Annotated in this window: 20 protein-coding genes; 8 read left to right on the plus strand and 12 right to left on the minus strand. The window is 72.5% G+C overall.

The annotated features are described in order from the left end of the window. Nucleotides 1-41: 41 nt before the first annotated feature. The 3 genes from AB0J93_RS07320 to AB0J93_RS07330 form a co-directional block, all read right to left on the minus strand. Nucleotides 42-758, minus strand: a complete 717-nt coding sequence (locus AB0J93_RS07320; protein ID WP_363919055.1) for a hypothetical protein — start codon at nucleotides 756-758, stop codon at nucleotides 42-44. Between the two features lie 115 nt (nucleotides 759-873). Then, complete coding sequence (locus AB0J93_RS07325) at nucleotides 874-1620, minus strand: nucleotidyltransferase domain-containing protein (protein WP_363919057.1); 747 nt, start codon at nucleotides 1618-1620, stop codon at nucleotides 874-876. After that, a complete protein-coding gene (locus tag AB0J93_RS07330) occupies nucleotides 1620-2291 on the minus strand; it encodes a nucleotidyltransferase domain-containing protein (RefSeq protein WP_363919059.1) in 672 nt (223 codons plus the stop codon). Before AB0J93_RS07330 ends, AB0J93_RS07325 begins: the two co-directional genes overlap by 1 nt. A 157-nt stretch (nucleotides 2292-2448) precedes the next feature. Between AB0J93_RS07330 and AB0J93_RS07335 the strand changes: the two genes are divergently transcribed. From AB0J93_RS07335 to AB0J93_RS07345, 3 genes are all read left to right on the plus strand, one after another. Further along, a complete protein-coding gene (locus AB0J93_RS07335; RefSeq protein ID WP_363919061.1) occupies nucleotides 2449-4605 on the plus strand; it encodes an alpha-1,4-glucan--maltose-1-phosphate maltosyltransferase in 2157 nt (718 codons plus the stop codon). After that, on the plus strand, nucleotides 4593-6695 hold the full coding sequence (glgB, locus tag AB0J93_RS07340; RefSeq protein ID WP_363919063.1) for a 1,4-alpha-glucan branching protein GlgB: 2103 nt from the start codon (nucleotides 4593-4595) through the stop codon (nucleotides 6693-6695). Before AB0J93_RS07335 ends, glgB begins: the two co-directional genes overlap by 13 nt. A gap of 192 nt (nucleotides 6696-6887) precedes the next feature. Further along, nucleotides 6888-7424 carry a hypothetical protein gene (locus AB0J93_RS07345; protein ID WP_363919065.1) on the plus strand — a complete coding sequence of 179 codons (537 nt, stop codon included), beginning with the start codon at nucleotides 6888-6890 and terminating at the stop codon, nucleotides 7422-7424. Between the two features lie 131 nt (nucleotides 7425-7555). Here AB0J93_RS07345 and AB0J93_RS07350 read toward each other — a convergent pair whose 3' ends face one another. Then, a complete protein-coding gene (locus AB0J93_RS07350) occupies nucleotides 7556-8596 on the minus strand; it encodes a phosphatase domain-containing protein (protein ID WP_363919067.1) in 1041 nt (346 codons plus the stop codon). Between the two features lie 75 nt (nucleotides 8597-8671). Here AB0J93_RS07350 and AB0J93_RS07355 point away from each other — a divergent pair, with 75 nt between their 5' ends. From AB0J93_RS07355 to AB0J93_RS07370, 4 genes are all read left to right on the plus strand, one after another. After that, the gene (locus tag AB0J93_RS07355; RefSeq protein ID WP_363919069.1) at nucleotides 8672-10336 is read left to right on the plus strand and encodes a hypothetical protein; all 1665 of its coding nucleotides are present in this window, start codon (nucleotides 8672-8674) and stop codon (nucleotides 10334-10336) included. 8 nt (nucleotides 10337-10344) lie between these two features. Beyond that, nucleotides 10345-11139: a peroxide stress protein YaaA gene (gene yaaA / locus AB0J93_RS07360; RefSeq protein ID WP_363919071.1), complete on the plus strand. Its 795-nt coding sequence runs from the start codon at nucleotides 10345-10347 to the stop codon at nucleotides 11137-11139. 146 nt (nucleotides 11140-11285) lie between these two features. Continuing rightward, on the plus strand, nucleotides 11286-11957 hold the full coding sequence (locus tag AB0J93_RS07365) for a hypothetical protein (RefSeq protein ID WP_363919472.1): 672 nt from the start codon (nucleotides 11286-11288) through the stop codon (nucleotides 11955-11957). 81 nt (nucleotides 11958-12038) lie between these two features. Continuing rightward, nucleotides 12039-13001: a TAXI family TRAP transporter solute-binding subunit gene (locus AB0J93_RS07370; protein WP_363919073.1), complete on the plus strand. Its 963-nt coding sequence runs from the start codon at nucleotides 12039-12041 to the stop codon at nucleotides 12999-13001. Between the two features lie 9 nt (nucleotides 13002-13010). Here the strand turns inward: AB0J93_RS07370 and AB0J93_RS07375 are convergent, their stop codons facing one another. The 8 genes from AB0J93_RS07375 to AB0J93_RS07410 all read right to left on the minus strand — a co-directional run bounded on the left by AB0J93_RS07375 (nucleotide 13011) and on the right by AB0J93_RS07410 (nucleotide 22097). Next, a complete protein-coding gene (locus AB0J93_RS07375; protein ID WP_363919075.1) occupies nucleotides 13011-13262 on the minus strand; it encodes a helix-turn-helix transcriptional regulator in 252 nt (83 codons plus the stop codon). Nucleotides 13263-13277: 15 nt separating this feature from the next. Further along, nucleotides 13278-14129: an ABC transporter permease gene (locus AB0J93_RS07380; protein WP_363919077.1), complete on the minus strand. Its 852-nt coding sequence runs from the start codon at nucleotides 14127-14129 to the stop codon at nucleotides 13278-13280. Continuing rightward, the gene (locus AB0J93_RS07385) at nucleotides 14126-15010 is read right to left on the minus strand and encodes an ABC transporter ATP-binding protein (protein WP_363919474.1); all 885 of its coding nucleotides are present in this window, start codon (nucleotides 15008-15010) and stop codon (nucleotides 14126-14128) included. Before AB0J93_RS07385 ends, AB0J93_RS07380 begins: the two co-directional genes overlap by 4 nt. A 184-nt stretch (nucleotides 15011-15194) precedes the next feature. Next, nucleotides 15195-16649 (minus strand): HAMP domain-containing sensor histidine kinase, encoded by a 1455-nt coding sequence (locus AB0J93_RS07390; RefSeq protein WP_363919079.1) that lies wholly within the window; start codon nucleotides 16647-16649, stop codon nucleotides 15195-15197. A 10-nt stretch (nucleotides 16650-16659) separates the two neighbouring features. Beyond that, nucleotides 16660-17316, minus strand: coding sequence for a response regulator transcription factor (locus AB0J93_RS07395; protein WP_281561887.1), 657 nt, complete (start codon nucleotides 17314-17316; stop codon nucleotides 16660-16662). 99 nt (nucleotides 17317-17415) lie between these two features. Further along, complete coding sequence (locus AB0J93_RS07400) at nucleotides 17416-17763, minus strand: hypothetical protein (RefSeq protein WP_363919081.1); 348 nt, start codon at nucleotides 17761-17763, stop codon at nucleotides 17416-17418. 91 nt (nucleotides 17764-17854) lie between these two features. Then, the gene (locus tag AB0J93_RS07405; protein ID WP_363919083.1) at nucleotides 17855-19603 is read right to left on the minus strand and encodes a CDP-glycerol glycerophosphotransferase family protein; all 1749 of its coding nucleotides are present in this window, start codon (nucleotides 19601-19603) and stop codon (nucleotides 17855-17857) included. 208 nt (nucleotides 19604-19811) lie between these two features. Beyond that, entirely contained in the window at nucleotides 19812-22097 is a 2286-nt protein-coding gene (locus AB0J93_RS07410; RefSeq protein WP_363919476.1) for a DUF6077 domain-containing protein, read from the minus strand. 191 nt (nucleotides 22098-22288) lie between these two features. On the opposite strand from AB0J93_RS07410, the gene AB0J93_RS07415 reads away from it, so the two are divergent. Next, a complete protein-coding gene (locus AB0J93_RS07415) occupies nucleotides 22289-22828 on the plus strand; it encodes an acyltransferase (RefSeq protein ID WP_363919085.1) in 540 nt (179 codons plus the stop codon). The last annotated feature ends 40 nt before the right edge of the window (nucleotides 22829-22868 follow it).

Here is a 22868-nt window from a genome sequence, read left to right on the forward strand (position 1 = left end):
AACGATACGTGTCAGCAGACGGATACGTCCTCAGAGCCGGGTCAGCCGGGGAGTGCTCCGAGGCCGGCGAGCAGTTCGTCCCGCTCGGCGGGAGACAGGGCCTGGTAGATGGGCTCGTCCAGCCGGTTGGTCGCGTCCTCGACGGCCTGTCGTCGAGGATCGTCCGGGGCCAGCGCCCGAAGCTGCGCCAGGGTGAGCCCGGCGGCGGCCCAGGCCGCCCGGTGCGCGTCGGCCCGGTGGTGCCGCAGCGCCCCGAGTCGGCTGGTCAGGCGTACGGCCGCAGTGGCATCGGTCGGCTCGTACACCGGGGCCATCGCACGGAAGGCTGGACCACCGGTTGCCAGGCCCGCCTCCAGGAGGCGACCGACAAGGTCGGCCAGGTGGGGAACCACCGCCAGGCCCGGCATCGTCTCGATCGGCTTCCGGTCCCAGAACTCCTCGGCGAAGTCACCCATGGTGCGCTGTACGGCCAGCGCCACCTCCCGGCCCCGTTCGGTCAGCCGCCACGCGCCGTCGGCGTCGACGACGGCGATGCCCTGTTCGAGTTCGCCGGTCATGTCGGAGCCGGAGTACGCCGTAGCCGCCGCGAAACTGTCCGCAGGCATCGGGCGGGCAAGCAGGCCGAAGTAGAAGCTGCACTCGAACCCGGGTCGAAGGCCGTGCCGGTCGTAGACCGCCCGCAGCCGGTCCCGTCCCGCGCTGCGCAGTCCCACGTACACCCGGTCGATCACCGGCCGGATCAGTGCCGCGTAACTCATGCCGGCCTCGCCCTCCCAGGTCCCTCGCGGGGGCCAAATTCTACGTCGTCGGAAACAGCCCGAGCCCGTGGGCGGTCGACCGAGCGAGCAGGGGATCAAGCTCCGTTGACGCGGCTCAGGCCAGGCGGGTGCGTACGACCAGGTTGTGCAGGGCGTCCACGGCGGCCGGGTCGGGCTGGTCGGGCAGGGTCGAGGCGTTCCTGGCCTCCTCCAGGTCGGCGCGCAGCCGCGGTACGTCGACGGCGAGTCGCTCGGCGGTGCCCGGGGGCATTGGCCCGTGCTCGGCCTCCCGCTTGGCGACGATGAGATCCGGCACGTACGCCAGGCTCTTTCCCAGCTCGCCGAGGTCCGTCTCCAGGCGGCCGGTGCGCATCAGGTGGCTCCCGGTGAGCAGGACCCGCAACGTGTACAGCGCGGGCTTGAGCTTTCCGGTCTGCGCGTACAGCCGCTCCTGGGTGGCCGCGAAGCCGAGGTAGTGGTGCGCGTGGTGACGGGTGACAAGTCGCGGTGCCAGGGACACGAGTTCGGCGTGCACCGGGGTGGTCACGACCACCAGCGGCGACAACACCTGTTCGAGCACGTACCCGTTGCGGCTGTTCAGCAGCCGGGCGAACTTCAGCAGATCGTGGCTGACCACGTCCAGTTCGACGCCGTCGCGTACGCCGGTGTGCTGCAACGTGTCCGGTCCGGTGCGTAACCCGACGACCTCCGTCGCCGGCAGCAGGTGCGCGGCGCGTAGATCCAGGTCGGAGTCGACCGACGCGAAGCCGTACAGGTGGGCGCCGCTGACGGTGGCGAACAGCAGCGGGCGGGGTAGCTCCCCGGCGGCCTCGGCGGCCCACGACGGTACGTCGACTGTCACTACAGGTTCCTCTCCCGTACGGCGGTGAGCAGCCGGTCGACGGCGTCCCGGTCGGGTTGTTCCGGCAGCATGGTGGTGGCGGTCGCGTCGGCGAGTTCGGCTTGCAGGTCCTCGGCCCAGCCGGTGACCGACTCCCAGGGCAGCTCGCCTCGGCGCACCGCGAGCAGCCGGTCACGCAGGTGCCGTACGTCCACCAGGATCTCCCCGGTCCGCAGTACGTGCACCCCGGCGATCAGCAGCCGGATCATGTGCATGGCCTGCTTGTGGTTCGTCTCGCCGGTACGTTCGCGGCGGGCCGCCACCCGGTTGAGCTGGTCCCGGGCGTAGCCGCCGTACGTCTGGGCCACCCGCCGTGACAGGAACGCCCGCCGGGTGGCCAGCAACTGTCGCCCGTCCTCGGTGAGCGTCTCGACAAGCGGGGACCAGAGCACCTCCAGCACCGTCGGGTTGCTCTGCAGGGCCAGCTCGCAGAGGCGTTCGAACTCCCAGGAGAACTGCTCCGCCGCCGGCCCGTCGAGGTGGGTGGGTGGCTTCTCCAGGTGCCAGAAGGCGCGGGTCGGTGCCACGTAGACGCCACGCCGGTCGTGGTCGGAATCCGGGCCGTGCAGCCCGTACGCCCGCGACCCGACCACGACGGCCAGCACCGTGTGCCGCTCGACCAGTTCGATCATGCCGGCACGCTACCCGCCCCGATCTGTGGCAGTACTGGTGTCTTCGCCTCGGCGTGTCGTCCACTTTCACTGCCACGGATCGGGGCGCACCACGCCCTCCAAGATCTCGTTGGTTGTCAGCCGAGCGCGAGGGGATCTCGGGCAGTAGGTTGGGGCGGTGAGCGGACGGTTCCCGATCGAAGACGTCTCCCCCGTCGTCTCCTGCGGTCGTTACCCGGCCCGTGCGGTGGTCGGCGAGGTGGTGCCGGTGTCGGCCCGCGCCTACCGCGAGGGGCACGACGCGCTCGGCTGCAACGTGGTGTGGCTCGGCCCCGACGGGGTGGCCCGCCCGTTCACCCGGATGCGTCCGGGTGAACCCGGCCAGGACCACTGGCACGCCACCATCGTGCCGGACGCGGTCGGCGAGTGGATGTTCACCGTGGAGGCGTTCAGCGACCCCTACCTGACCTGGCACAACGCGGTCACCAAGAAGATCGCCGCCGGCCAGGGGCCGGCTGAGCTGGCAAACGACCTGGCCGAGGGCGTACGCGTGCTGAGCGCCGCCACCAAGCTGGTGCCGAAGGCCGAGCGGGCCCGTCTCAAGAAGGCCGCGAAAACCCTGACCGACGTCGACCGGCCGCTGCCGCAGCGGGTGAGTCCGGCGTTGGAGCTGGCCGACCTGCTCTGGCAGCACCCGGTGCGCGAGCTGGTGACCACCGGCGAGGAGTACCGCCTCTGGGTGGACCGCGAGCGGGCCCTCTTCTCCGCCTGGTACGAGTTCTTTCCCCGCTCCGAGGGGGCGATCCCGGCGGCCGTCGACGCGCCGGCCCGCTCCGGCACCTTCGTCACCGCCACGGAGCGGCTGCCGGGTGTCGCGGCGATGGGCTTCGACGTGCTCTACCTGCCACCGATCCACCCGATCGGTCGGGTCAACCGCAAGGGCCCGAACAACAGTCTGGTCGCCGGGCCGGACGACGTGGGCTCGCCGTGGGCGATCGGCGCGGCCGAGGGCGGGCACGACGCCATCCACCCCGATCTGGGTACGCCTGAGGACTTCCGCGACTTCGTCGCCGCCGCCGCCGAAGCGGGCCTGGAGGTGGCGATGGACCTGGCGTTGCAGTGCGCGCCGGATCACCCGTGGGTGACCGAGCACCCGGAGTGGTTCACCACCCGGGCCGACGGCAGCATCGCGTACGCGGAGAACCCGCCGAAGAAGTACCAGGACATCTACCCGCTGAACTTCGACAACGACCCCGAGGGCATCCGCGCCGAGGTGCTGCGGGTGGTGCGGCACTGGGTCGGCGAGGGCGTGAAGATCTTCCGGGTGGACAACCCGCACACCAAGCCGGTCGACTTCTGGCACTGGCTGATCTGGGAGGTCAAGCGGGTCGACCCGGACGTGCTCTTCCTCGCCGAGGCGTTCACCAGGCCGGCGATGATGCACGGGCTGGCCAAGGTCGGCTTCACCCAGTCGTACACGTACTTCACCTGGCGGACCTCGGCCGCGGAGATGCGCGAGTACTGCACGGAGCTGGTGGCGGCGGCCGACTACATGCGGCCGAACTTCTGGCCCAACACGCCGGACATCCTGCACGCCTCGTTGCAGCACGGCGGACCGCCGATGTTCAAGATCCGGGCGGTGCTGGCCGCGCTGCTCTCCCCGTCGTGGGGCATGTACGCCGGCTACGAACTGTTCGAGCACGTGGCCCGTCCGGGCGCGGAGGAGTACCTCGACAACGAGAAGTACGAGCTGCGCCCGCGGGACTGGGCTGGCGCCGAGGCGCGGGGCCGGTCGCTGGCGCCGTTCATCACCACCCTGAACCGGGTACGCCGGGAGAACCCGGCCCTGCGGCGGCTACGCAACCTGGTCTTCCACGACATCGACAACCCGGCCCTGCTGTGCTGGTCCAAGCATGATCCGGCGACCGGCAACACGGTGCTGGTGATCTGTTCGTTCGACTCGCACACCGTGCAGTGGGGCAACACCACCCTGGACATGCCGGCGCTGGGTCTGGACTGGCACGACCGGTTCACCGTGCACGACGAGCTGACCGGCGCCCGCTACGACTGGGGGCAGCGCAACGCGGTCCGGCTCGACCCGTACCTGCAACCCGCGCACGTGCTCACCCTGCACCGCCCGGCCACCGCGCCGGAGCCTTCGACCGGGCCAGCCGTGACCGGGCCGGCCCTGTCCGGGCCGACGGATGCCGGGTCCCCGGGTCAGGGCGGCACCCAGCCGGTCACCCTGACCGTTCAGGACGTGCCCGCCGACCTGTCGGGCGGCACCGCACCTACCGCTCCCGCCCAGAAGGACGACACCCGATGGACCAGCTGATTTCCGGGGAGATCCACGACCCGCACGCCGTGCTCGGTGCGCACCCGGCCGGCGGGCGTACGGTGATCCGCACCCTGCGCCGGGGCGCGGGTGACGTCGGCGTGCTGGTCGGCGAGGAGCGGCACCCGATGAAGCGGGTGCACGACGTCGGAGTCTTCGAGGCCACCGTCCCCGGGGAGGTGCTCGACTACCGGCTCGACGTCGACGGCGTGCGCCACGACGACCCGTACCGTTTCCCGCCGACCCTCGGCGACCTGGACCTACACCTGATCGGTGAGGGCCGGCACGAACGGCTGTGGGAGGCGCTGGGCGCCCGGGTCGTCGACGGCGGGGTGGCGTTCGCGGTGTGGGCGCCGAACGCCCGGGGCGTGCGGCTGGTCGGCGACGTCACCGGCTGGGCGCCCGATGACGGCTGGCCGATGCGCTCGCTCGGTTCGACAGGCGTGTGGGAGATCTTCGTGCCGGACGCCACCGCCGGCACCCGGTACAAGTACCGGGTGCTGGGCGCGGACGGGTACTGGCGGGACAAGGCCGACCCGCTCGCGGCGTACGCGGAGGTGCCGCCGGCCACCGCGTCGGTGGTGCACCGGTCGACGTTCGAGTGGTCCGACGCCCAGTGGCTGGACCGGCGGTCGCGGCGGCAGCCGCACCAGGAGCCGATGAGCGTGTACGAGGTGCACCTCGGTTCGTGGCGGCCCGGCCTGGGTTACCGGGAGCTGGCCGAGCAGTTGACCGCGTACGTGGTGGAGCTGGGCTTCACCCACGTGGAGTTCCTGCCGGTGATGGAGCACCCGTTCGGCGGTTCGTGGGGCTACCAGGTGACGGGCTACTTCGCGCCGACGGCCCGGTTCGGCGACCCCGACGACTTCCGCTACCTGGTGGACCGGCTGCACGCCGCCGGCGTCGGGGTGATCCTGGACTGGGTGCCGGCGCACTTCCCGAAGGACGAGTGGGCGCTCGCCCGGTTCGACGGCACCCCGCTCTACGAGCATCCCGATCCGCGCCGGGGCGAGCATCCCGACTGGGGCACCTACGTCTTCGACTTCGGCCGGCGGGAGGTGCGCAACTTCCTGGTCGCCAACGCGCTCTACTGGCTGGACGAGTTCCACGTCGACGGGCTGCGGGTGGACGCGGTCGCCTCGATGCTCTACCTGGACTACTCGCGGCAGGCCGGGCAGTGGACGCCGAACGTGCACGGCGGCCGGGAGAATCTTGAGGCCATCGCGTTCATGCAGGAGGTCAACGCGACCGTCTACAAGCACCACGCCGGGGTGGTGATGATCGCCGAGGAGTCCACCGCCTGGCCGGGGGTGACCCGGGCGACGAGCGACGGCGGGCTCGGCTTCGGGTTCAAGTGGAACATGGGCTGGATGCACGACACCCTGCTCTACACCTCGAAGGACCCGATCTACCGGCAGCACCACCACCATCAGCTCACCTTCTCCCTGGCGTACGCCTGGAGCGAGAACTACGTGCTGCCGATCAGCCACGACGAGGTGGTGCACGGCAAGGGTTCCCTGGTCGGCAAGATGCCCGGGGACACCTGGCAGCGGCTGGCGAACGTGCGGGTGCTGCTGGCGTACATGTGGGCGCACCCGGGCAAACAGTTGTTGTTCATGGGCTGCGAGCTGGCCGACGACCGGGAGTGGAGCGAGGAACGCGGCCTCGACTGGTACCTGCTGCACGATCCGGCGCGGGCCGGTGTGCAACGCCTCGTGGGCGACCTGAACCGGGTCTACCGGGACACCCCGGCGCTGTGGGCGCAGGACACCTCCCCCGCCGGTTTCCGCTGGCTCGCCGGTGACGACGTCGCGAACAACACCATCTCGTTCGTCCGGATCGCGCCCGACGGGGCGACTCTGGTCTGCGTGGCCAACTTCTCCGCGCTGCCGCTTGAGGACTACCGGATCGGGTTGCCGGCCGCCGGTGACTGGGCGGAGGTGCTCAACACCGACGCCCAGCACTACGGCGGTTCCGGCGTCGGCAACCTGGGCACCGTGCACGCCGAGAACATCCCCTGGCACGGCCAACCCGCCTCGGTGGCGCTCCGCTTGCCGCCGCTGGGGGCCCTCTGGCTCCGCCCCGCCTAGCCGCGTCGGAGAGCCGCCGAACCGGATGTCCTCGACGCCGTCATGTCACTCAGAATTTCCTGTCTGAGTGACATGACGCTTACCAGAAGTAGAACAACCCGCCGGGCGGGCAGGTAGATCATCGGACGGTGAACCACCCGCGCCCTCGCCTCCGTACCCATGGTTCCAGGTGGACGACGAGGCGGAGGATCGATGGCGAGCAGCAGGGGTACGGCCCGGGACCGTGGGAGTGAGCCCTCGTTAGGACAGCGGAGGATCGCGGGGTTCGCGGCGGTCGGGGTGACCCTGGCGGTGGCCTTCGCGGTGGCGACCGGGACCAGTCAGGCCAGCGAGAACTGCGACGGCCTGGACGCCGCAGTGGGCAGCAACCTCGCGTTCATCGCCGACCAGTTGGTGTTCCCCGACGAGCTGTCGGAGGCCCGGATCGCCAACCGGCAGGCGGTCATCGACCAGTTGGAGCAGCGGCGTGCGGCGGCCGGCTGCACCGGCGAGGTCGAGGTACCCGACGCGGACCCGAACGCGGCACTCAACGGTGGCGCGGCGGAGAACTGCGCCGGCCTCGACGGCGCGGTCCGCAACAACCTCGCCTTCATCGACGGCCAGCGGCGCAACCCGGACGCCCTCTCCGAGGCGCGGATCGCCAACCGGCAGGCGGTCATCGACCTGCTCGAAGACCGTCGCACCCTGGCCGGCTGCACCGGCGAGGTCACGCTCACACCGGGCGGCTGACGCCGACGGACGGTGGGTGGGCCGGGCCAGGTGACCGGCTCCGCCCGCCTGCCGAGCAGCGCCCCCGCCAGCCGAGCAGCTTCCCCGGCCGGCCCGGTCGGCGGATCGGGATCGGCGAACCGAGGGCCGGCTCAGACCAGGCCGGCGCCGCGTAGCAGGGTCCACAGGCCGGCGCCGTCGGGCGCGGAGAGCCACTTCTGCCCCACCGGCCCCTCGGCGTGGTCGTCGTGTGGGACCGGCAGGCTACCGGCGAGCACCGCCTGGGTGGGCGACAGCCGGCGGATCGCCACCGCGGCGACGTTGTCCGGATGGGCGACGGCGAACTCGCGGTAGATCTCCTGGTCGTGCTGGCCGTCGTCGCCGACGAGCAGCCAGCGTACGTCCGGGAACTCCTTGGCCAGCCGGGCCAGGGTGGCGCGCTTGTGTTCCCGGCCGCTGCGGAACCAGCGGTCCTGCGTCGGCCCCCAGTCGGTAAGCAGCAGCGGACCGGCCGGGTAGAGGTGCCGGGACAGGAACCGGGTCAACGTCGGGGCGACGTTCCACGCGCCGGTGGACAGGTAGAACACCGGCGCGCCGGGGTGGGCGGTGACCAGCCGCTCGTAGAGCACCGCCATGCCGGGCACCGCCGCGCGGGCGTGTTCGTCGAGGACGAAGGTGTTCCAGGCGGCGAGCAGCGGCCGGGGCAGCGCGGTCACCATGACCGTGTCGTCGATGTCGGAGAGGATGCCGAAGCGCACCTCCGGGTCGAGGATGCGCACCGGTGCCTCGACCGGATCGGCGTCGGGCATGCTCAGCCGCACCGAACCCCAGCCGGGTGGCAGGCCCGCCTCGACCACCGTGTCGATGAAGCCGCTGCGGTCGGCCTGTGCCTCGTGCACCACCCCGCCGGTCTCGATGGTCACGGTGACGTGCTTGGCCGGCAGGGTGGTGAAGCTGCGCCAGCCCCGGACCTTCTCCAGCCGGCCGCGCTGGCGGGTGTCCGGCCGCCCCAGCAGCACCCGGCACATCACCCGCACCCAACCGGGCCCGCCGTAGCCGGTGTACGCGATGATGTTTGTCCGCCAGCCGGTCCGCCGCAGCCGGCGTTCCACCAGGGCGTGTACGGCGTCCTCGATCCGCGCGGCCCGGTGCAGGTTCGGTACGGCCAGTTGGCCTGCGGGAGTCGGTGGCACGGAAGCAACCCTGCCACAGACCAGCCACCTCGGCCACGCGAGCTGAGCCGAACCGCCACGCCCGGCGTCGCCGCCGTGACACACTCCGGTCGGGACGACGACGGGGGCGAGGTCGTGCCACGAGCAGGGGCGGAACCAGGGCGACAGCGCGGGCGGTGGCGGCCACGGCTCGACCGGCCGGCGCTTGTCGCCCTGCTGTTCGGGATGATCGGAGTCGGTTACCGGCTGGTGCTGGTGCTGACCACCGTGCCCGTCTCCAACAGCGACGAGGCGACCTTCGGGCTGGCCGCGCTGCACATCGCGCAGGGCCGCGAGCAGCCGATCTTCCTGTACGGCCAGCGGTACATGGGCACCCTGGAGTCGTACCTGGCCGCACCGCTGCTCGCGGTGACCGGGCCGAGTTGGCCGATGTTGCGGCTGCCGGTGCTCGCGCTCTACGCGCTGTTCCTCTGGCTGATCCACCGGCTGACCCGGCGGATCGGCTCGCCGTGGTTCGCCACCGTGGTCGTCGGGCTGCTCGCGCTCGGCTCCGAGCGGGTCGTCCGGGACCAGGTGACCGCGGTGGGCGGGCGGCCGGAGGTCAAGGTGGCGGTGCTGGCGATGCTGCTGGTCGTGGTGGCGCTGGCCCGCGGCACGGTACGTCGCCGTGGGCTGGCGGTGGGCGGGTTCGGGCTGCTCGCCGGGGTGGCGCTCTGGTCGGACTGGCTGATCGTGCCGTACCTGGCGGTGGCCGGGCTGGTGTTGGTGTGGACGCTGCGCCGGGAGCTGTTCGGCTGGTCGGGTCTGCTGCTTGTCGTCGGCTTCGCCGTCGGGCTCGCCCCGATGATCCGGGACAACCTGGTTGCCCCACCCGGGCAGGACTCCCTGTCGGTGCTACGGGGGGTCAGCGGCGAGGACGGGCCGGTGCCGCCGTGGTCGCAGCGGCTCGGCGGCGGGCTGCTGGACGGCGTACCGCTGGCCGCCGGGCTCTGCCCGGTCGACGGCTGCGCCCGCTGGCAGGCGTGGTTCGGCCTGCTCTACCCGCTGCTGCTGGTGGTCGCGGCGGCGCTCGCCGGGCTCGCGTACCGGCGGGCGACCGGGCGCGGCGACCGGGTCGGCCCGGTCGTGCACCTCGCGCTGCTCACCGGCGCGGCGCTGACCCTGCTGGCGTACCTGCGCAGCCCGCTGGCGGCCACGGATCCGCTGGGCAACGCCCGCTACCTGTCGGTGCTGCAACTGTCGCTGCCGGCGGTGCTCTGGCCGCTGTGGGTGGCGGCGGTCGCCGCCCGACGGGGCACCGCCGGCGTGGCGGGCCGGGTGGCGGGTGCGGCGGCCACCGCCGTGCTGGCCGCGCTGGCGGCCGGTTCGCTTGTGGTGACAGTGCTCTTCGCCACCACCGGCGCGGCTCCGGGGCGTACCGAGGAACGACAGGCCCGGGAGTTGGCCGACACGGTCCGCGCGGCCGGCCTGCGTGAGGTGTACGGCGAGTACTGGACCTGCAACCGGCTGGTCTTCAACACCGACGAGGAGGTGGTCTGCGCAGTGGTCGAGGGCAGTCTGCATCCCGGGCAGAACCGGTACCCGGCGTATTGGTGGCGGCTGGCCCGGGCGCAGCGGCCCGGGTACGTGCTGGCCGCCGACGCCCCGGCGGACCGGCGGCTGCGGGAACTGCTCGGCGACCGGGCCGACGCGGCGTTGCTCGCCGAGGTCGGTGGCTTCCGGGTGTACCACCCGGCGGAGCCGCTGCGGCCGTGGCGTTAGAGTCACCCATGCTCATCCTGCTGCCGCCCTCGGAGGGCAAGGCCGAGGCCGGCTCGGGCCGCCGACTGGACCTGGACCGGCTCTCCCTGCCGGAGCTGAACCCACGGCGGGAGGAGGTGCTGTCCGCGCTTGTCGCCCTCGGCGCCGGGCCGCCGGAGACGGCGCTGACCGCGCTCGGCCTCGGCGCCGGGCAGCACGGTGAGGTGCGACGCAACGCTCGGCTGCGGCAGGCCGCCACCGCGCCCGCCGGCCGGATCTACACCGGCGTGCTCTACGAGGCCCTCGACCTGGCCGGCCTGCCGGCAACGGCGCAGCGGGCGGCCGGACGGCAGGTGCTGGTCAGCTCCGGTCTGTGGGGAGCGGTGCGGCTGACCGACCGGATTCCGCCGTACCGCTGCCCGATCGGGGCCCGGCTGCCCGGCGTCGGTGCGCTGCCGGCGCTGTGGCGGCAGGACCTGGGTGCCGCGCTGACCGCGGCGGCCGGTCGCGGCCCGGTGCTGGACCTGCGGTCCGGGGCGTACGCGGCGGCCTGGACGCCCCGCGGCGAGCTGGCCGAGCGCACCCTCACCGTGCGGGTGCTGCACGAGCGGGAGGTCGACGGGGTGCCGGTGCGCTCGGTGGTCAGCCACTTCAACAAGGCCACGAAGGGGCGGCTGGTCCGGGACCTGCTGCTCGCCGGAGCCCGACCGCGTTCCGTGGCCGCGCTGGTGACGACGCTGCGGGACCTGAAGTACCAGGTGTGCGAGCAGGCCACCGCCCCCGGCCGGCCGCGTCAGGTCGACGTGATCGTTTCGGAGCTGTAACCAGACGCAAGATTTCCTCAAGGCTGGACCGGATCGGTACCACCGGTCCGTGTCCCGGGTCACCGTAAGAGGACCCGACGCGACGAGGAGGCCCTGCGGTGGTTGCCGAACCGATCCTGCTCGACCGGTCCCGTCCGTCATCGGCCCTGCCGGCGTCCACCGCGCCGTCGTCGGCCCGGCCCCCGTCGGCAGCGCCACCGCTGGACTGGTCGACGTTGGCCGACGCGTTCGAGACGGCCTGCCTGCTGCGCTGCATGCCACCGCCGGCAGCCGCCGGGCACCGGCATGCGGCGCAGCAACCCGTCCGGCCGACGACGATCGAGTTCAACCGGGAGGAGGCGGCACGGCGGACCCGGCAACTGCTCGACCGCCTCGACATCCCGGTCCGGCACGAGGTGGCCGTCGGTGGGCTGCGCCGCCGGTACGAGCTGCACCGGCTGCACGTCGAGCGGGAGCACCGGCCGACGTACGCGGCGATCGTGGAGAACGGCTGGCGGCGCGGCCGGCGGGAGCTGCTCGGCGGGCCGGTGCCGGGTGCATCGACGGCGCGGCGGTTGTGGCGCACCCGGTTGGCCGCCGCCGCCTGGCGGGCCGCGCTGCTGGCCGGTGGTCGGCATGTCCGGCGGCACATCCTCGGGGTGCGGATCACCGACCGGGAACTCGGCGCGGTGCTGGTACGCGGCGCCGCCCTGCTGGACGTGCCGGCGCTGCTGCGCCCGAACACCGGCTGTTTCCTGGTCAGCGTGGCCCACGGCCGCGACCGGGACCGGATCCTGCGGTACGCGGCGGAGGAGGCGGTGCAGCGGCCGGTGGCGTGACCGGCGGCCGACCCACGGCCGCACCATGCTCCGCCGTCCCGGGGTTGCGCCATCGGGGTCCGGCGGCGCACAGTGCTGCCCGTGACCCGTACCCGCTGTCCCGCGCGAGCCCGGTGGCGTGGCGCCCGCGTGGCGTTGGCGCTGACCGTGCTGCTGGCCCTGCCCGGCCTCGGCGGCTGCCGCGACGATCCGGGTGAGCCGGTGGTCATCCGGATCGCCACCGGCAGCCCCACCGCCGTCTACCACGCCTTCGGTGCGTCGCTGGCGGCCATCCTCAACCGGGAGCTGCCCCAGGTGCGGGCGGAGGTGCTGGTCACCGCGGCCTCCGCGGAGAACGTGCAGCTGCTCAACGCCGGGCAGGCCGAACTCGGTTTCACCCAAGCCGACGTGTTGCAGGCCGACCCGGGTCCGGACCCGCCGGTGGTGGCGGTCGCCCGGGTCTACGACGACCTGCTGCACCTGGTCACCACCGCCGACAGCCCGGTGCGGACCCTGGCCGACCTGCGCGGGCGGCGGGTCTCGGTGGGCGCGGCCGGCTCGGGGACCAAGATCACGGTGGATCGGCTGCTGACCGCCGCCGGCCTCGACGGCCCGCAGGTGCGGCAGGAGCAGCTCGGCCTGGACGATTCGGTGGCCGCCCTGCACGCCGGTCGGATCGACGCCTTCTTCTTCTCCGGTGGGCTGCCGGTACGCGCGGTCGCCCAGTTCGCCCAGGACACTCCCACCCGCATCGTCGACCTCGGCGAGTGGACCGCACGGCTGCGCCGGGGCAACCCCGAGGTGTACGTACCGCGGGACATTCCCCGCTCGGTGTACGGCGTCGACCCGGTCACCACCGTGGCCAACCCAAATTACCTGGTGGTGCGGGCCAACCTGCCGGAGTCGCTGGTTCGCGAGGTGACCCGGCTGCTGATGGAACGCCGCTCCGAACTGGCCGCCGCGCACCCGGCAGCCGGCCGGATGAGCCCCCGCTCGGCCATCGCCACCTCACCGTTGCCCCTGCACCCGGGCGCCGTCGACTACTACCGGGCCAGCAAACCCTGACCGGACGCGTCAGGCGGACCGCGCGGCGGGCGGCGTGGGGTCGCCCAGCCGGGGAAACGGTTCGGTGGCGAAGACCACCTCCACCGGCACCTCGAAGTGCCGGGCGATGCGCAGCGCCAGATGCAGGCTCGGGCTGAACTCGCCGCGTTCCAGGTAGCCGATGGTCTGGTAGTGGACGCCCAACGCCTCGGCCAGCTGACGGCGGGAGATCCCCCGCTCCGCCCGGAGCATGGCGATGCGGTTGTGGACGATCTCACTCATCTCGACGGCCCATCCTCAGGTCACCCGCTGCAGGGCCTTCTCGCGGCGGGCCGCCACGCTCGACCCGGACTCCCGGCGAGCCATCCGGCGCAGCACCACCGGTGCCAGCACCAGCCCGGCGACCGCCCAGCCGCCGAGCACCAGCAGCGTCTCCAGGTGCCGCCACGACTCGCCGATCTCGACGGCGGCCATGGCCTCGGGCAGCAACGCCGACCGCATGCCGAGACCGAGCCAGTAGATCGGGAAGAGCTGCGCGACCGCCTGCAACCACCCGGGCAGTGCGGTGATCGGATAGAAGATGCCCGACGTGGCGATGAGTCCCATCATCGGCAGCATGATCAGCCCCATGTTCCGGGGGTTGGACAGCAGCGAGCCGAGGACCGCACCGACCGGCATGGTCCCCACCATGCCGACAAGCATCACCCAGGCCAGGGTCAGCCAGGCCGCCACGCTGTCGAGCGCCAGGGCGTCGAAGAGGAAGAGACCCGGTACGAGCAGCAGGGCGACGCTCACCAGCGTCATCCCCGAGACCAAGGTGATCTTGCTGATGAGGTAGCCGAACATGCCGTTCGGGGTGGCCTTCGCCCGCAACAGGGTGCCGTCCTCGCGTTCCACGGTGAGGATCGACGCCATGGTGACCAGCCCGCCGAACGCCACGGTCATGCCGAGCGTGCTGGGCAGCGTCTGCGCGCCGAGCGAGAACTCGGTGCCCGGCACCTTGGCACCCCGCAGGAAGAACATCACCACCAGCAGGACGACCGTCGGGAAGAGGTACCCCCAGAGGGTCTCCGCGTTGGTGAAGCTCTGCCGCAGCTCGATCCGGCCCCGGGACAGACCGGCCCGGGCGGCCACGACCAGCGGGCTCATCGAGCCACCTCCTCGAACGCGCGGGTCGCGCCGTCGGCGCGGCCGGACTCGTGATCGCGTACCAACGTCATGTAGGTGTCCTCCAGGCTGGCCCGGCGCACCTCAAGGTCGGCGATGTCCTCGCCGTGCTGGGTGAACAACTCCCGGACGAAGCCGGTCGCGTCGGCGGTGGAGTGCACGAACCGTGCCCCGCCCTGGCTCCAGCGCACCTCGGCGTCGGCGGAGATGCGGCGGGACAACTCGTCGGCGGATCCGCTGGCGATGATGCGGCCACCGGCCAGGATGAGGATCCGGTCGGCCAGCTTCTCCGCCTCGTCCAGGTCGTGGGTGGTGAGCAGGATGGTGGTGTCGTCGATGTCGGTCAGCCGGTGCACCAGGTCGTGGAACTCGCGGCGGGCGGCGGGGTCGAACCCGGCGGTCGGCTCGTCGAGGAAGAGCACCTCCGGCCGGCCGACGATGCCGATCGCCACGTCCACCCGGCGACGTTGACCACCGGAGAGTTGACCGACCTTCTTGTGCGCGTGCTCGGTCAGCCCGACCACCTGGACCAGATCGTCGATGTCCCACGGCCGGCTGATCCGCCCGGTCGAGTAGGGCGCGTAGTAGGAGCCGAGGTGGGCCAGCAGCTCCCGCACCCGCCATCGACTGTGGTCGCGCCAGGACTGGAGCACCACGCCGAGTCGGGACCGCCACCGCTCGTCGCCGCGCGCCGGGTCGACCCCCAGGACGGCGACCCGGCCGCCGGAACGCATCCGGAAGCCTTCCAGGATCTCGATGGTGGTCGTCTTGCCGGCACCGTTCGGGCCCAGCAGGGCCAGCACCTCGCCCCGCCGCGCGCTGAACGACACGCCGGTGAGCACGTCGGTCGAGCCGTACCGCATCCGCAGGTCGTGCACGTCCAGGGTGACGCCCCGGTCGGTCGGCGACGCGGTACTGGTCGGGGTTTCCGCCCCGGCGCTGACAGCCATCGACAATCACCTCCGTACGATCTGTGCGCTGAAATGTAGCACTCATACTACGGTTCGCAGCAAACCTCGGCTGTCCCGCGGGTGCGCGGTTCTACGCTCAGGCCACCGCTGGCGCGGACGATGCCGGATCGGTGGGTGCCAGTGGTCCGGCCTCGGCATCCGGGCCGGTGGGTTCGGCCGGCTCCGCCGGCTGCGGGAACCACAGCGCGGCGACCAGGCCGCGCGGCGAGTTCGGGTGCATGGTGAGCCGGCCGTCGGAGGCGTCGACAAGCACGGCGGCAATGGTCAGGCCCAGCCCGGCACCGTCGACGTTCTGCACCTCCGGCGCCCGCCAGAACCGTTCGGTGGCCCGACCGAGCTGGCTGCGGGTCATCCCCGGGCCGGTGTCGCGTACCTCAAGGGCCGTCCCGCCGTCGCGGGCCGCGACGGTCACCGTCACCTCGCCGCCCGCACCGCTGAACTTCACCGCGTTGTCGATCAGGGCATCGAGGGCCTGGTCGATGGCGGTCGGCACGGTACGGGCGTACACCGGCCCGGGATCGGCCGCCAGACGCAGGGTGACCGACCGGTGGCGGGCCAGCGGCTCCCAGGCCGCGACCCGGGACACGGCCGCAGCCGTCGCGTCGACGGTGATCCGCTGGTTCTCGCGGCGTTCCGCGCGGGCCAGGGTGAGCAACGCGTCCAGGAGCAGGGCGAGCCGGTCGGTCTCCTCCAACGCGAGCCGGTGCTCGGCGCGGCCCTGCTCGTCGGTGACGCTCGGCCCCAGTTCCTCCACCCGCAGCCGCAGCGCGGTCAACGGATTACGGAGCTGGTGGCTGGCGTGCGCGACGAACGCACGCTGCCGGTCCATCACGTCGGAGACGACGTCCGCCATGTGGTTGAAGCTCTTCGCCAGGCGGCGCAGTTCCGGCGGCCCCAGCCGGTGCTGCACCCGGGCGCCACGGTCGCCCTCGGCGATCTCGTGGGTGACGGCGTCCAGCTCGGTGACCGGACGCAGCACCCAGCCGGCCAGCCCGAACGCGGTGAGCACGCAGGCCAGCACGGCGAGCAGACCCAGCGCGGCGACAAGCGTCCACCAGGTGGCCACGGTACGCCGGACCCCGTCGGCCGGGGTGGCGGTGACCACCGCACCGAGGACCTCGCCGCCGTCGTTGATCGGCACCGCCACCACGATCGGCCCGTCGACCCACGGCCAGACCGAGTCGGGCCCGCTGGCCTGCTGCCCGGACAGCGCGACGTCAAGTGCCTCCCGGGTACCCGGGGCCGGTCGCCAGCTCGCCGAGGCCACCACCTCCCGCCGGTCCCGGTCCACCACCGCCGCACCGATGCCGTACAGCTCGTCGTAGCTGCCCAGCTCGTGGTCGAGTGGGCCGGGCGTGCCGTCGCGCAACGCCGGCCCGGCCAGCGACGCGAAGCGGGTGGCGTCGGCGAGCCGGTCGGCCCGGACACGGTCGGTCTCCCGGGTGGTGAGCGTCACCGCCAACGGCGTACCCAGCGCCACCACCACCAGCACCATCAGCAGCAGATAGCTGATCACCAGCCGCCGTCGCACCCGGGGCTCCTCACTCGCCCCGGAGCCGGTAACCGACGCCGCGGACGGTCTCCACCAGACGCGGGTCACCGAGCTTGCCGCGCAGCGAACCGACGTGCACCTCGACGGTGTGCCGATCGGTGAAGGTGGTGCCCCAGGCGTCGAGCAGGATCCGGTCGCGGGGCACCGCGACGCCGGGCTGCCGGGCCAGGGAGAGCAGGACGTCGAACTCCTTGCGAGTCAGCGACACCGGGCGTCCGGCCACCGCGACGGTACGGGCCGCCACGTCGATGTACACCGGCCCGACCTCGATCAGGTTGCGCTCCGGTGCCGCGTGCGAGGCCCGCCGCAGCACCGCCTCGATGCGGGCCTGGAGTTCCACCATCGAGAAGGGCTTGACCACGTAGTCGTCCGCGCCGAGCCGGAGGCCGAGCACCCGGTCGCGCTCCTCGCCGCGGGCGGTCACGGCGATGATGCCGAGCTGGTTGCTGCGCCGTCGCAACTGCCGGCACAGGTCGGTCCCGTCGCCGTCGGGCAGGGTGAGATCGAGCAGCACCAGGTCGCAGGGGGCGGCGGAGAGCGCGGCGGCGACGGTGGCGGCGTGCTCCACCTCGTACCCGCGTCGGGTCAGGGCCGACGACAGTGCGGCGGCCACCCGACGGTCGTCCTCGACCAGCAGGATGCGCACCCGGCCTCCCCGTTCGGTCTGCTCAACTACCTGCGCCAGATGGTGGCAGACGAGCGGCCCGGTGCACAGGCCCGGGGGCCGGGAGAGCGGCTCAGCCGGTCAGAGGCCGAAGGTTTCGTCGGAGGTGCTGTCCCGCACCCCGTCCACGAAGCCCTTGAATCCGGGGTCCTCGTGGCTGGCCGGCACGGTGGCGACGACCTCGCCGGTGGCCTCGGTCACCGCGTCGATAAGCGGCGCGAAGTCGATCTCAGCGTCGGCGAGGGTGTCGTCGTCGGCCTCCGCCAGGTTGATCACGTGCTGCACGTCCTCCGACGGCGTGTCGGGGTCGTCGGCCCAGTCGGCACCGGCGCGGTAGCACTCGTCGTAGAGCGCGCGCTGGCTGTCGGTCCAGTCGTCGTGGTAGCTCTCCATGCCCATCCCCTCGCCGGCGGCCTGCCCTTCGAGCATGCCCGCCGAGGCGGCGGACCGGGCCGGTACCGGACAAAACCCGGGCTCAACGGCGCGGGGCGGAGCCTCCGCCCGGGGCACCCGCGCGGCGTCAGCGGCAGAGCCGACCGACCTCCTCGGCGAACCGGTCCATCGGGTTGGCGTCGGCCGGGCCGAGCAGGTAGGTCTTCAACTCCCGGCGGGCCTCGGTCATCGGGTCGTCGCCCGCCCGGGTCACCGCCACGATCTTCCCCAGTTCCCCGCAGTCGGCGGACAGCAGGTACGCGGCACGGGAGGTCGGGAAGGTGCGACGGAACTCGTCCTCGGGCAGCCCGGCGGGGTTGGTCACCACGTACGGCCGTTGGCTCTGCACGAAGTCGGACACCACGCTGGACACATCGCTGACCAGCAGGTCGGTCTGGTCGAAGCAGTCGAACAGCGCGGGCACCCGGCCGGTGACGACCCGGTGCGCCGGTCCGTCCAGAGTGCTCGCGTCGACGTCGCCACCGGCGGCCCGGATGCGCTGCACGATCCGCTCGTGTGCCGCCCGGACCCGCCCCGACCGGCTCCCGGTCAGCGGGTGCGGCTTGTAGATCAGCCGGACCTCCGGCCGGATCGCCAGCAGCCCGGCGACGATCCGCTCCCCCATCAGCAGCACCGAGGTGTGGAAGGGGTCGTCGGCGAGCCAACCCTCCCAGGTGGGTGCGTAGAGCACGGTGAAGGGACGTTCGGCCGATCCCCCACCGACGGTGCGCAGGCCGGCCAGTTGTGGCCGACCGATCTCCACCACGTTCACGTCGCGTACGCCGGTCCCGGCGCGGGCGAGGCGTTCCCGGCCGGCCGGGCCGGCGACCCAGACCTCGTCGTAGACCTTGCAGAACGGGTTGACGCTGGCGGCCTTGTCGCTGTCGCCGTGCCCGACGAACACGTGCTGCACACCGGGCTCCCGCAGCATGTGGATGTTCTCCCCGGCGTTGGCGGGATACAGCGCCACCCGGACGCTGGTCTTGCCGAGATTCATGAAATCCGCACCGGGCGGGACGCAGACCACCGGCAGCCGGGTGTCGGCCAGCTCCGCCAGGGCCTCCCGGTTACGCAGGAAGACCACCGTCGGCCGGTCCAGCGCCTCGATCGGTGCAAGCCACATGTTCGCCTGGTAGATGTCCTTGCCTGGGCCGGCGAAGTACAGCGCGACCTCCGGGCGGTGGCTGTCGAGCCACCGCTGCACCGCCGACAGCCGGGCACCGTGCCCGGTGCCCCGGCCCCGCAGCCAGATCGACGCGACCATGGCGCCCACCACCGCGGCCAACCCGACGGCGATCACGCCGGCCAGGTGGACGGGCGTCACCGTGTCGGCGAGCGCCGCGGCCACCGCCGCCGGCACGAGCAACACGTTCACCCAGGGCAGCCGGTCACCGCTGAGGGCGGCGGCCCACCGGGGCAGCTGCGGCCCGCCGCCGAGCCGACCCAGATCGATGTTGCGCACCATCGAACCGCCGGGACTACGCCTGTCGATGATGCGCTCGAACGCTCCGGCGAAGACGGCGATCACCCACACCAGGGCGGGCAGCAGGAGCAGCAGGGTCAGTGCGCCGCCGGCCGGGGCCACCTGGGCGACGACCAGCAGCACGACCGACACGTCGCGGGCCAGTTGCCGGTAGCCCAGGCCGAGGCCGGCCTTCTCCATCAGGGTCACGGTGGCCAGAGACCACCGCTGCACCGCAACCTCGCCGAGCACCGCCGCCAGGGCGGCAACCACGAACCCGGCGACCTGGCCGAACGCGCCGGTGACGAGCAGGAGAAGGTACGCCCCCACCAGCAGGGCCCCACGCGCCGCCACACCGACGCGCGCAGTCAACATGCCGAACAAGGGATGGCTCTCCCTACCGAGATCGACGGCCGGTCAGCAGCCCGGCGGCACCGAACGCCACGTCCCGGCGCCAGCGCAGCTGCGACCTTAACGCGAGACATCGACGCCGTGACGCCCGGGTGTCGAGTGCGGTGTCCAGGAACGCCGCCGGTCGTCGGCTGGGCCCGGCGCGGCCCGGTGAACGTTTCTGGACACCGCACTACCCGCGACGCAGGCAGGTGACGGCGTTCGGGTGCACGGGAGGATCGGCCTTCCGCCTGGCGTACGTGGTGTAGCCGAACCGTTCAGCGGTCTGCCGGGCGTAACGGTTCTGGCTGTAGACGCAGATGGTGCCCACGTCCAGCCGCTCCAGCGCGGCGCCCACCTGCTCGGCGGCGGGCCGCTGGGCGGCCGGGCCACCGTTGGCGAACCGGGTCAGCAACAACCGGTCCTGGGAGAACTGCGAGTTGATGTCGTACTCGATCAGGAAGAAGTCACGCGGCAGGACCACCCGCGCCTCGGTGGTGAGCAGCGGGATGGCCCGCATGATGCTCTCCGGGGCCAGCACCAGACCGTCCGGTCGGTCGAGGCCCACGACGAACCTCGCGATGGCCAGCTGCTTCGTGCGGATCTTCCAGGTCGGCCCGTCGTGCACCAGCACCCCGCTGCGCTCGTCCCACATCGGCACCGCGTAGCCGGCGAACGAGCCCACCATCGCGGCGGCCAGCACCACACCGGCCAGCGCCCGCACAGCGGGCAGCCGCGCCGGCAGCCAGACCGTGCACAGCAGACCGATAAGCGCCGGCAGGGCGAGCAGCCACGACACCCGCCACAGCACCACGGAGATGCCGGTGAGCGCGCTGAGCCACTCCAACACCCCGGGCACCAGCAGCACGCTCAGGGTGACCGTGCCGCCGGCCGCCAGCAGCGCCGGGCTGCGACGGCGGGCCAGCAGCGGGCCGCACCACAGCGCGAGCCCGCCGATCACACCGACGATGCCGATCTCGAAGGTCCGACGGTAGGTGTGCGCGGCGTCGTAGAAGTTGACGTCGGCGGCGGCCTCGTTGGCCGAACCGAGGACCAGCTGACTGATCACCACCGCCCCGATCGGATAGGTAAGCGCGGCCGCGCCGACGGCGAGCGCCGACTTCCAGCGGCCCACCAGCAGCATCATCAGCGCCGCCCCACCCACCAGCAGCGGCAGGACGATCGCCGCCGTGGTGGTGAGCCCGGTCGCGGTGATCGACAGCGCGGCGATCAGCAGCAGCCCCAGCCGGGACCGGTCGTCGAACCAGCGGGTGAGATAGAGCCACATCAGCGGCACGACCGCGGAGACGAACATGCCCTTGCCCTGGTAGAGCCGGGGCAGGTGGAAGTTGCCCAGGGCGGCATCCGGGCCGCAGACCAACGCGAGGAAGGCGATGGCCACGGTGAAGGCGAGCACCGGACGCCGGGGCGCCCAGCGCTGCACCAGCCGCCAGAGCGCCAGCACGGCGAGCACCGCCATCATCGGCAACAGCAGGTACCAGGTCGCCGAGGCGGCGGAGATGCCGAGGAACCGGGCGAGCGCGCCGGCCAGCACCTCGATGCTGGCGATCGGCGGCTGGGACGCCATCGCCGGCAGGACGTTCTCGCTGAACAGGAAGTCGTTGAGCGGAACGTTGTCGCGTTCCGCGACCCACACCGACCGGCCCACGTAGTAGATGTCGTCCGGGGTGTTGCGGGCCAGGACGAGCGAGGCGGCGGCGGCACCACCGGCGATCACGAACGCGTAAGCCGACTGCCAGGCGGTCGGTGCCGGCGACCGGGTCACCGGAGTGTCCGGCCAGGTCCGCCAGGTCCGCCGGGTCAGCAGCACCAGACCCGTGGCCGCGACGATCCCGGCTGCGGCCGGCACCCACCAGGACAGGTCGGCGCCGGCCGGTGTACCGGCCAGTCCGGCGGTGATCGCCGCGACAGTGCCGAAGATCAGCACCAGTGCCGTCAATCCGTGCCGGACGACCGCCGCCCGGCCGGTCCGTGCCGCCGTCCGGTCGACGTCGGATGCCGGCCCCTTGTCCGCCGCGTCCCGCGCACCGCCTGCCGCGCCCGGCGTGCTGCCCGCAGTGTCCGACGCACCGCCCGCCGGACTGCCCGCGGTGGCCGGCGCGCCGCCTGCTGGACTGCCCGCGGTGTCCGGCGTGCCGCCTGCCGCGTCCGGCGTGCCGCCCGTGGTGTCCGGCGTGCCGCGTCGGCGACGCCATCGGGCCAGCGCGACGAACAGGGCCAGCGCCAGGCTGGCCACCAACCAGACCCGAAACGTCCACGACGGGGCGATGCCGAGCGGCAGCGCGGCGTGGTACAGCAGCGTCCAGAGCGCGAACACCAGGACGCCACCGTCGGTCAGTGCTACGGGCAGCCAGGCGATGACCGCCCCGACCCGGCCCACGGCGGACCGCCACCGGGCCGGAGCGGAAGCGGTCGGTCCGTCGATCGCCGCCGAGGAGGCGGTGGCCTGGTCGGTCATCGACACGGGGCGTCCTTGTCGTCGTCGTACGGGCGGGGCCAGCTCGGGGCGTACGCAGCGCACGCTCGGCCGATGATGCCGGCGGATCGGCAAGGAGCGTAGTCGGAGTCGGGTCCGGACCCGGTCATCACACGGCCCGGTATGCTGCGCCGAGTTCCGCCAGACCGTGCACACCCGATGGGATCTGAAGGTTGACTGACAAGAGCTCCCCCTCCGTCTTCGTCCATCCCACAGCCGACGTCGAGCAGGGGGCCGAGGTCGGCGACGGGACCAAGGTGTGGCACCTGGCCCACATCCGGTCGTCGGCCCGGGTGGGCGCCGGCTGCGTCATCGGTCGTAACGTCTATGTCGACGCGGGCGTGACGATCGGTGACCTCGTGAAGATCCAGAACAATGTCTCCGTCTACCAGGGGGTGCTCCTGGAGGACGAGGTGTTCGTCGGCCCGTGCGCGGTCTTCACAAATGACTTCCGTCCCCGTGCCCAGAACCCGGACTGGAAGATCACCCCCACCGTGGTGCGCCGTGGCGCCTCGATCGGCGCGAACGCCACCCTGGTCTGCGGCATCGAGGTCGGCGAGTACGCGATGATCGCCGCTGGTTCGGTGGTCACCCGGGACGTGGCACCCTACCAACTGGTCGCGGGCAACCCGGCCCGGCCGAAGGGCTGGGTCGACGAGCGGGGCGAGGTCGTCTCGCGGGACCTGGACAACCCGCCCCGACGGGACCACTGACCCGGTTACGACCGGGGCCCGAGCGGTAGCCGCCGGGCCC

This window comes from Micromonospora sp. NPDC049374, assembly GCF_040677165.1.
In the GTDB taxonomy this organism is placed as follows: domain Bacteria; phylum Actinomycetota; class Actinomycetes; order Mycobacteriales; family Micromonosporaceae; genus Micromonospora.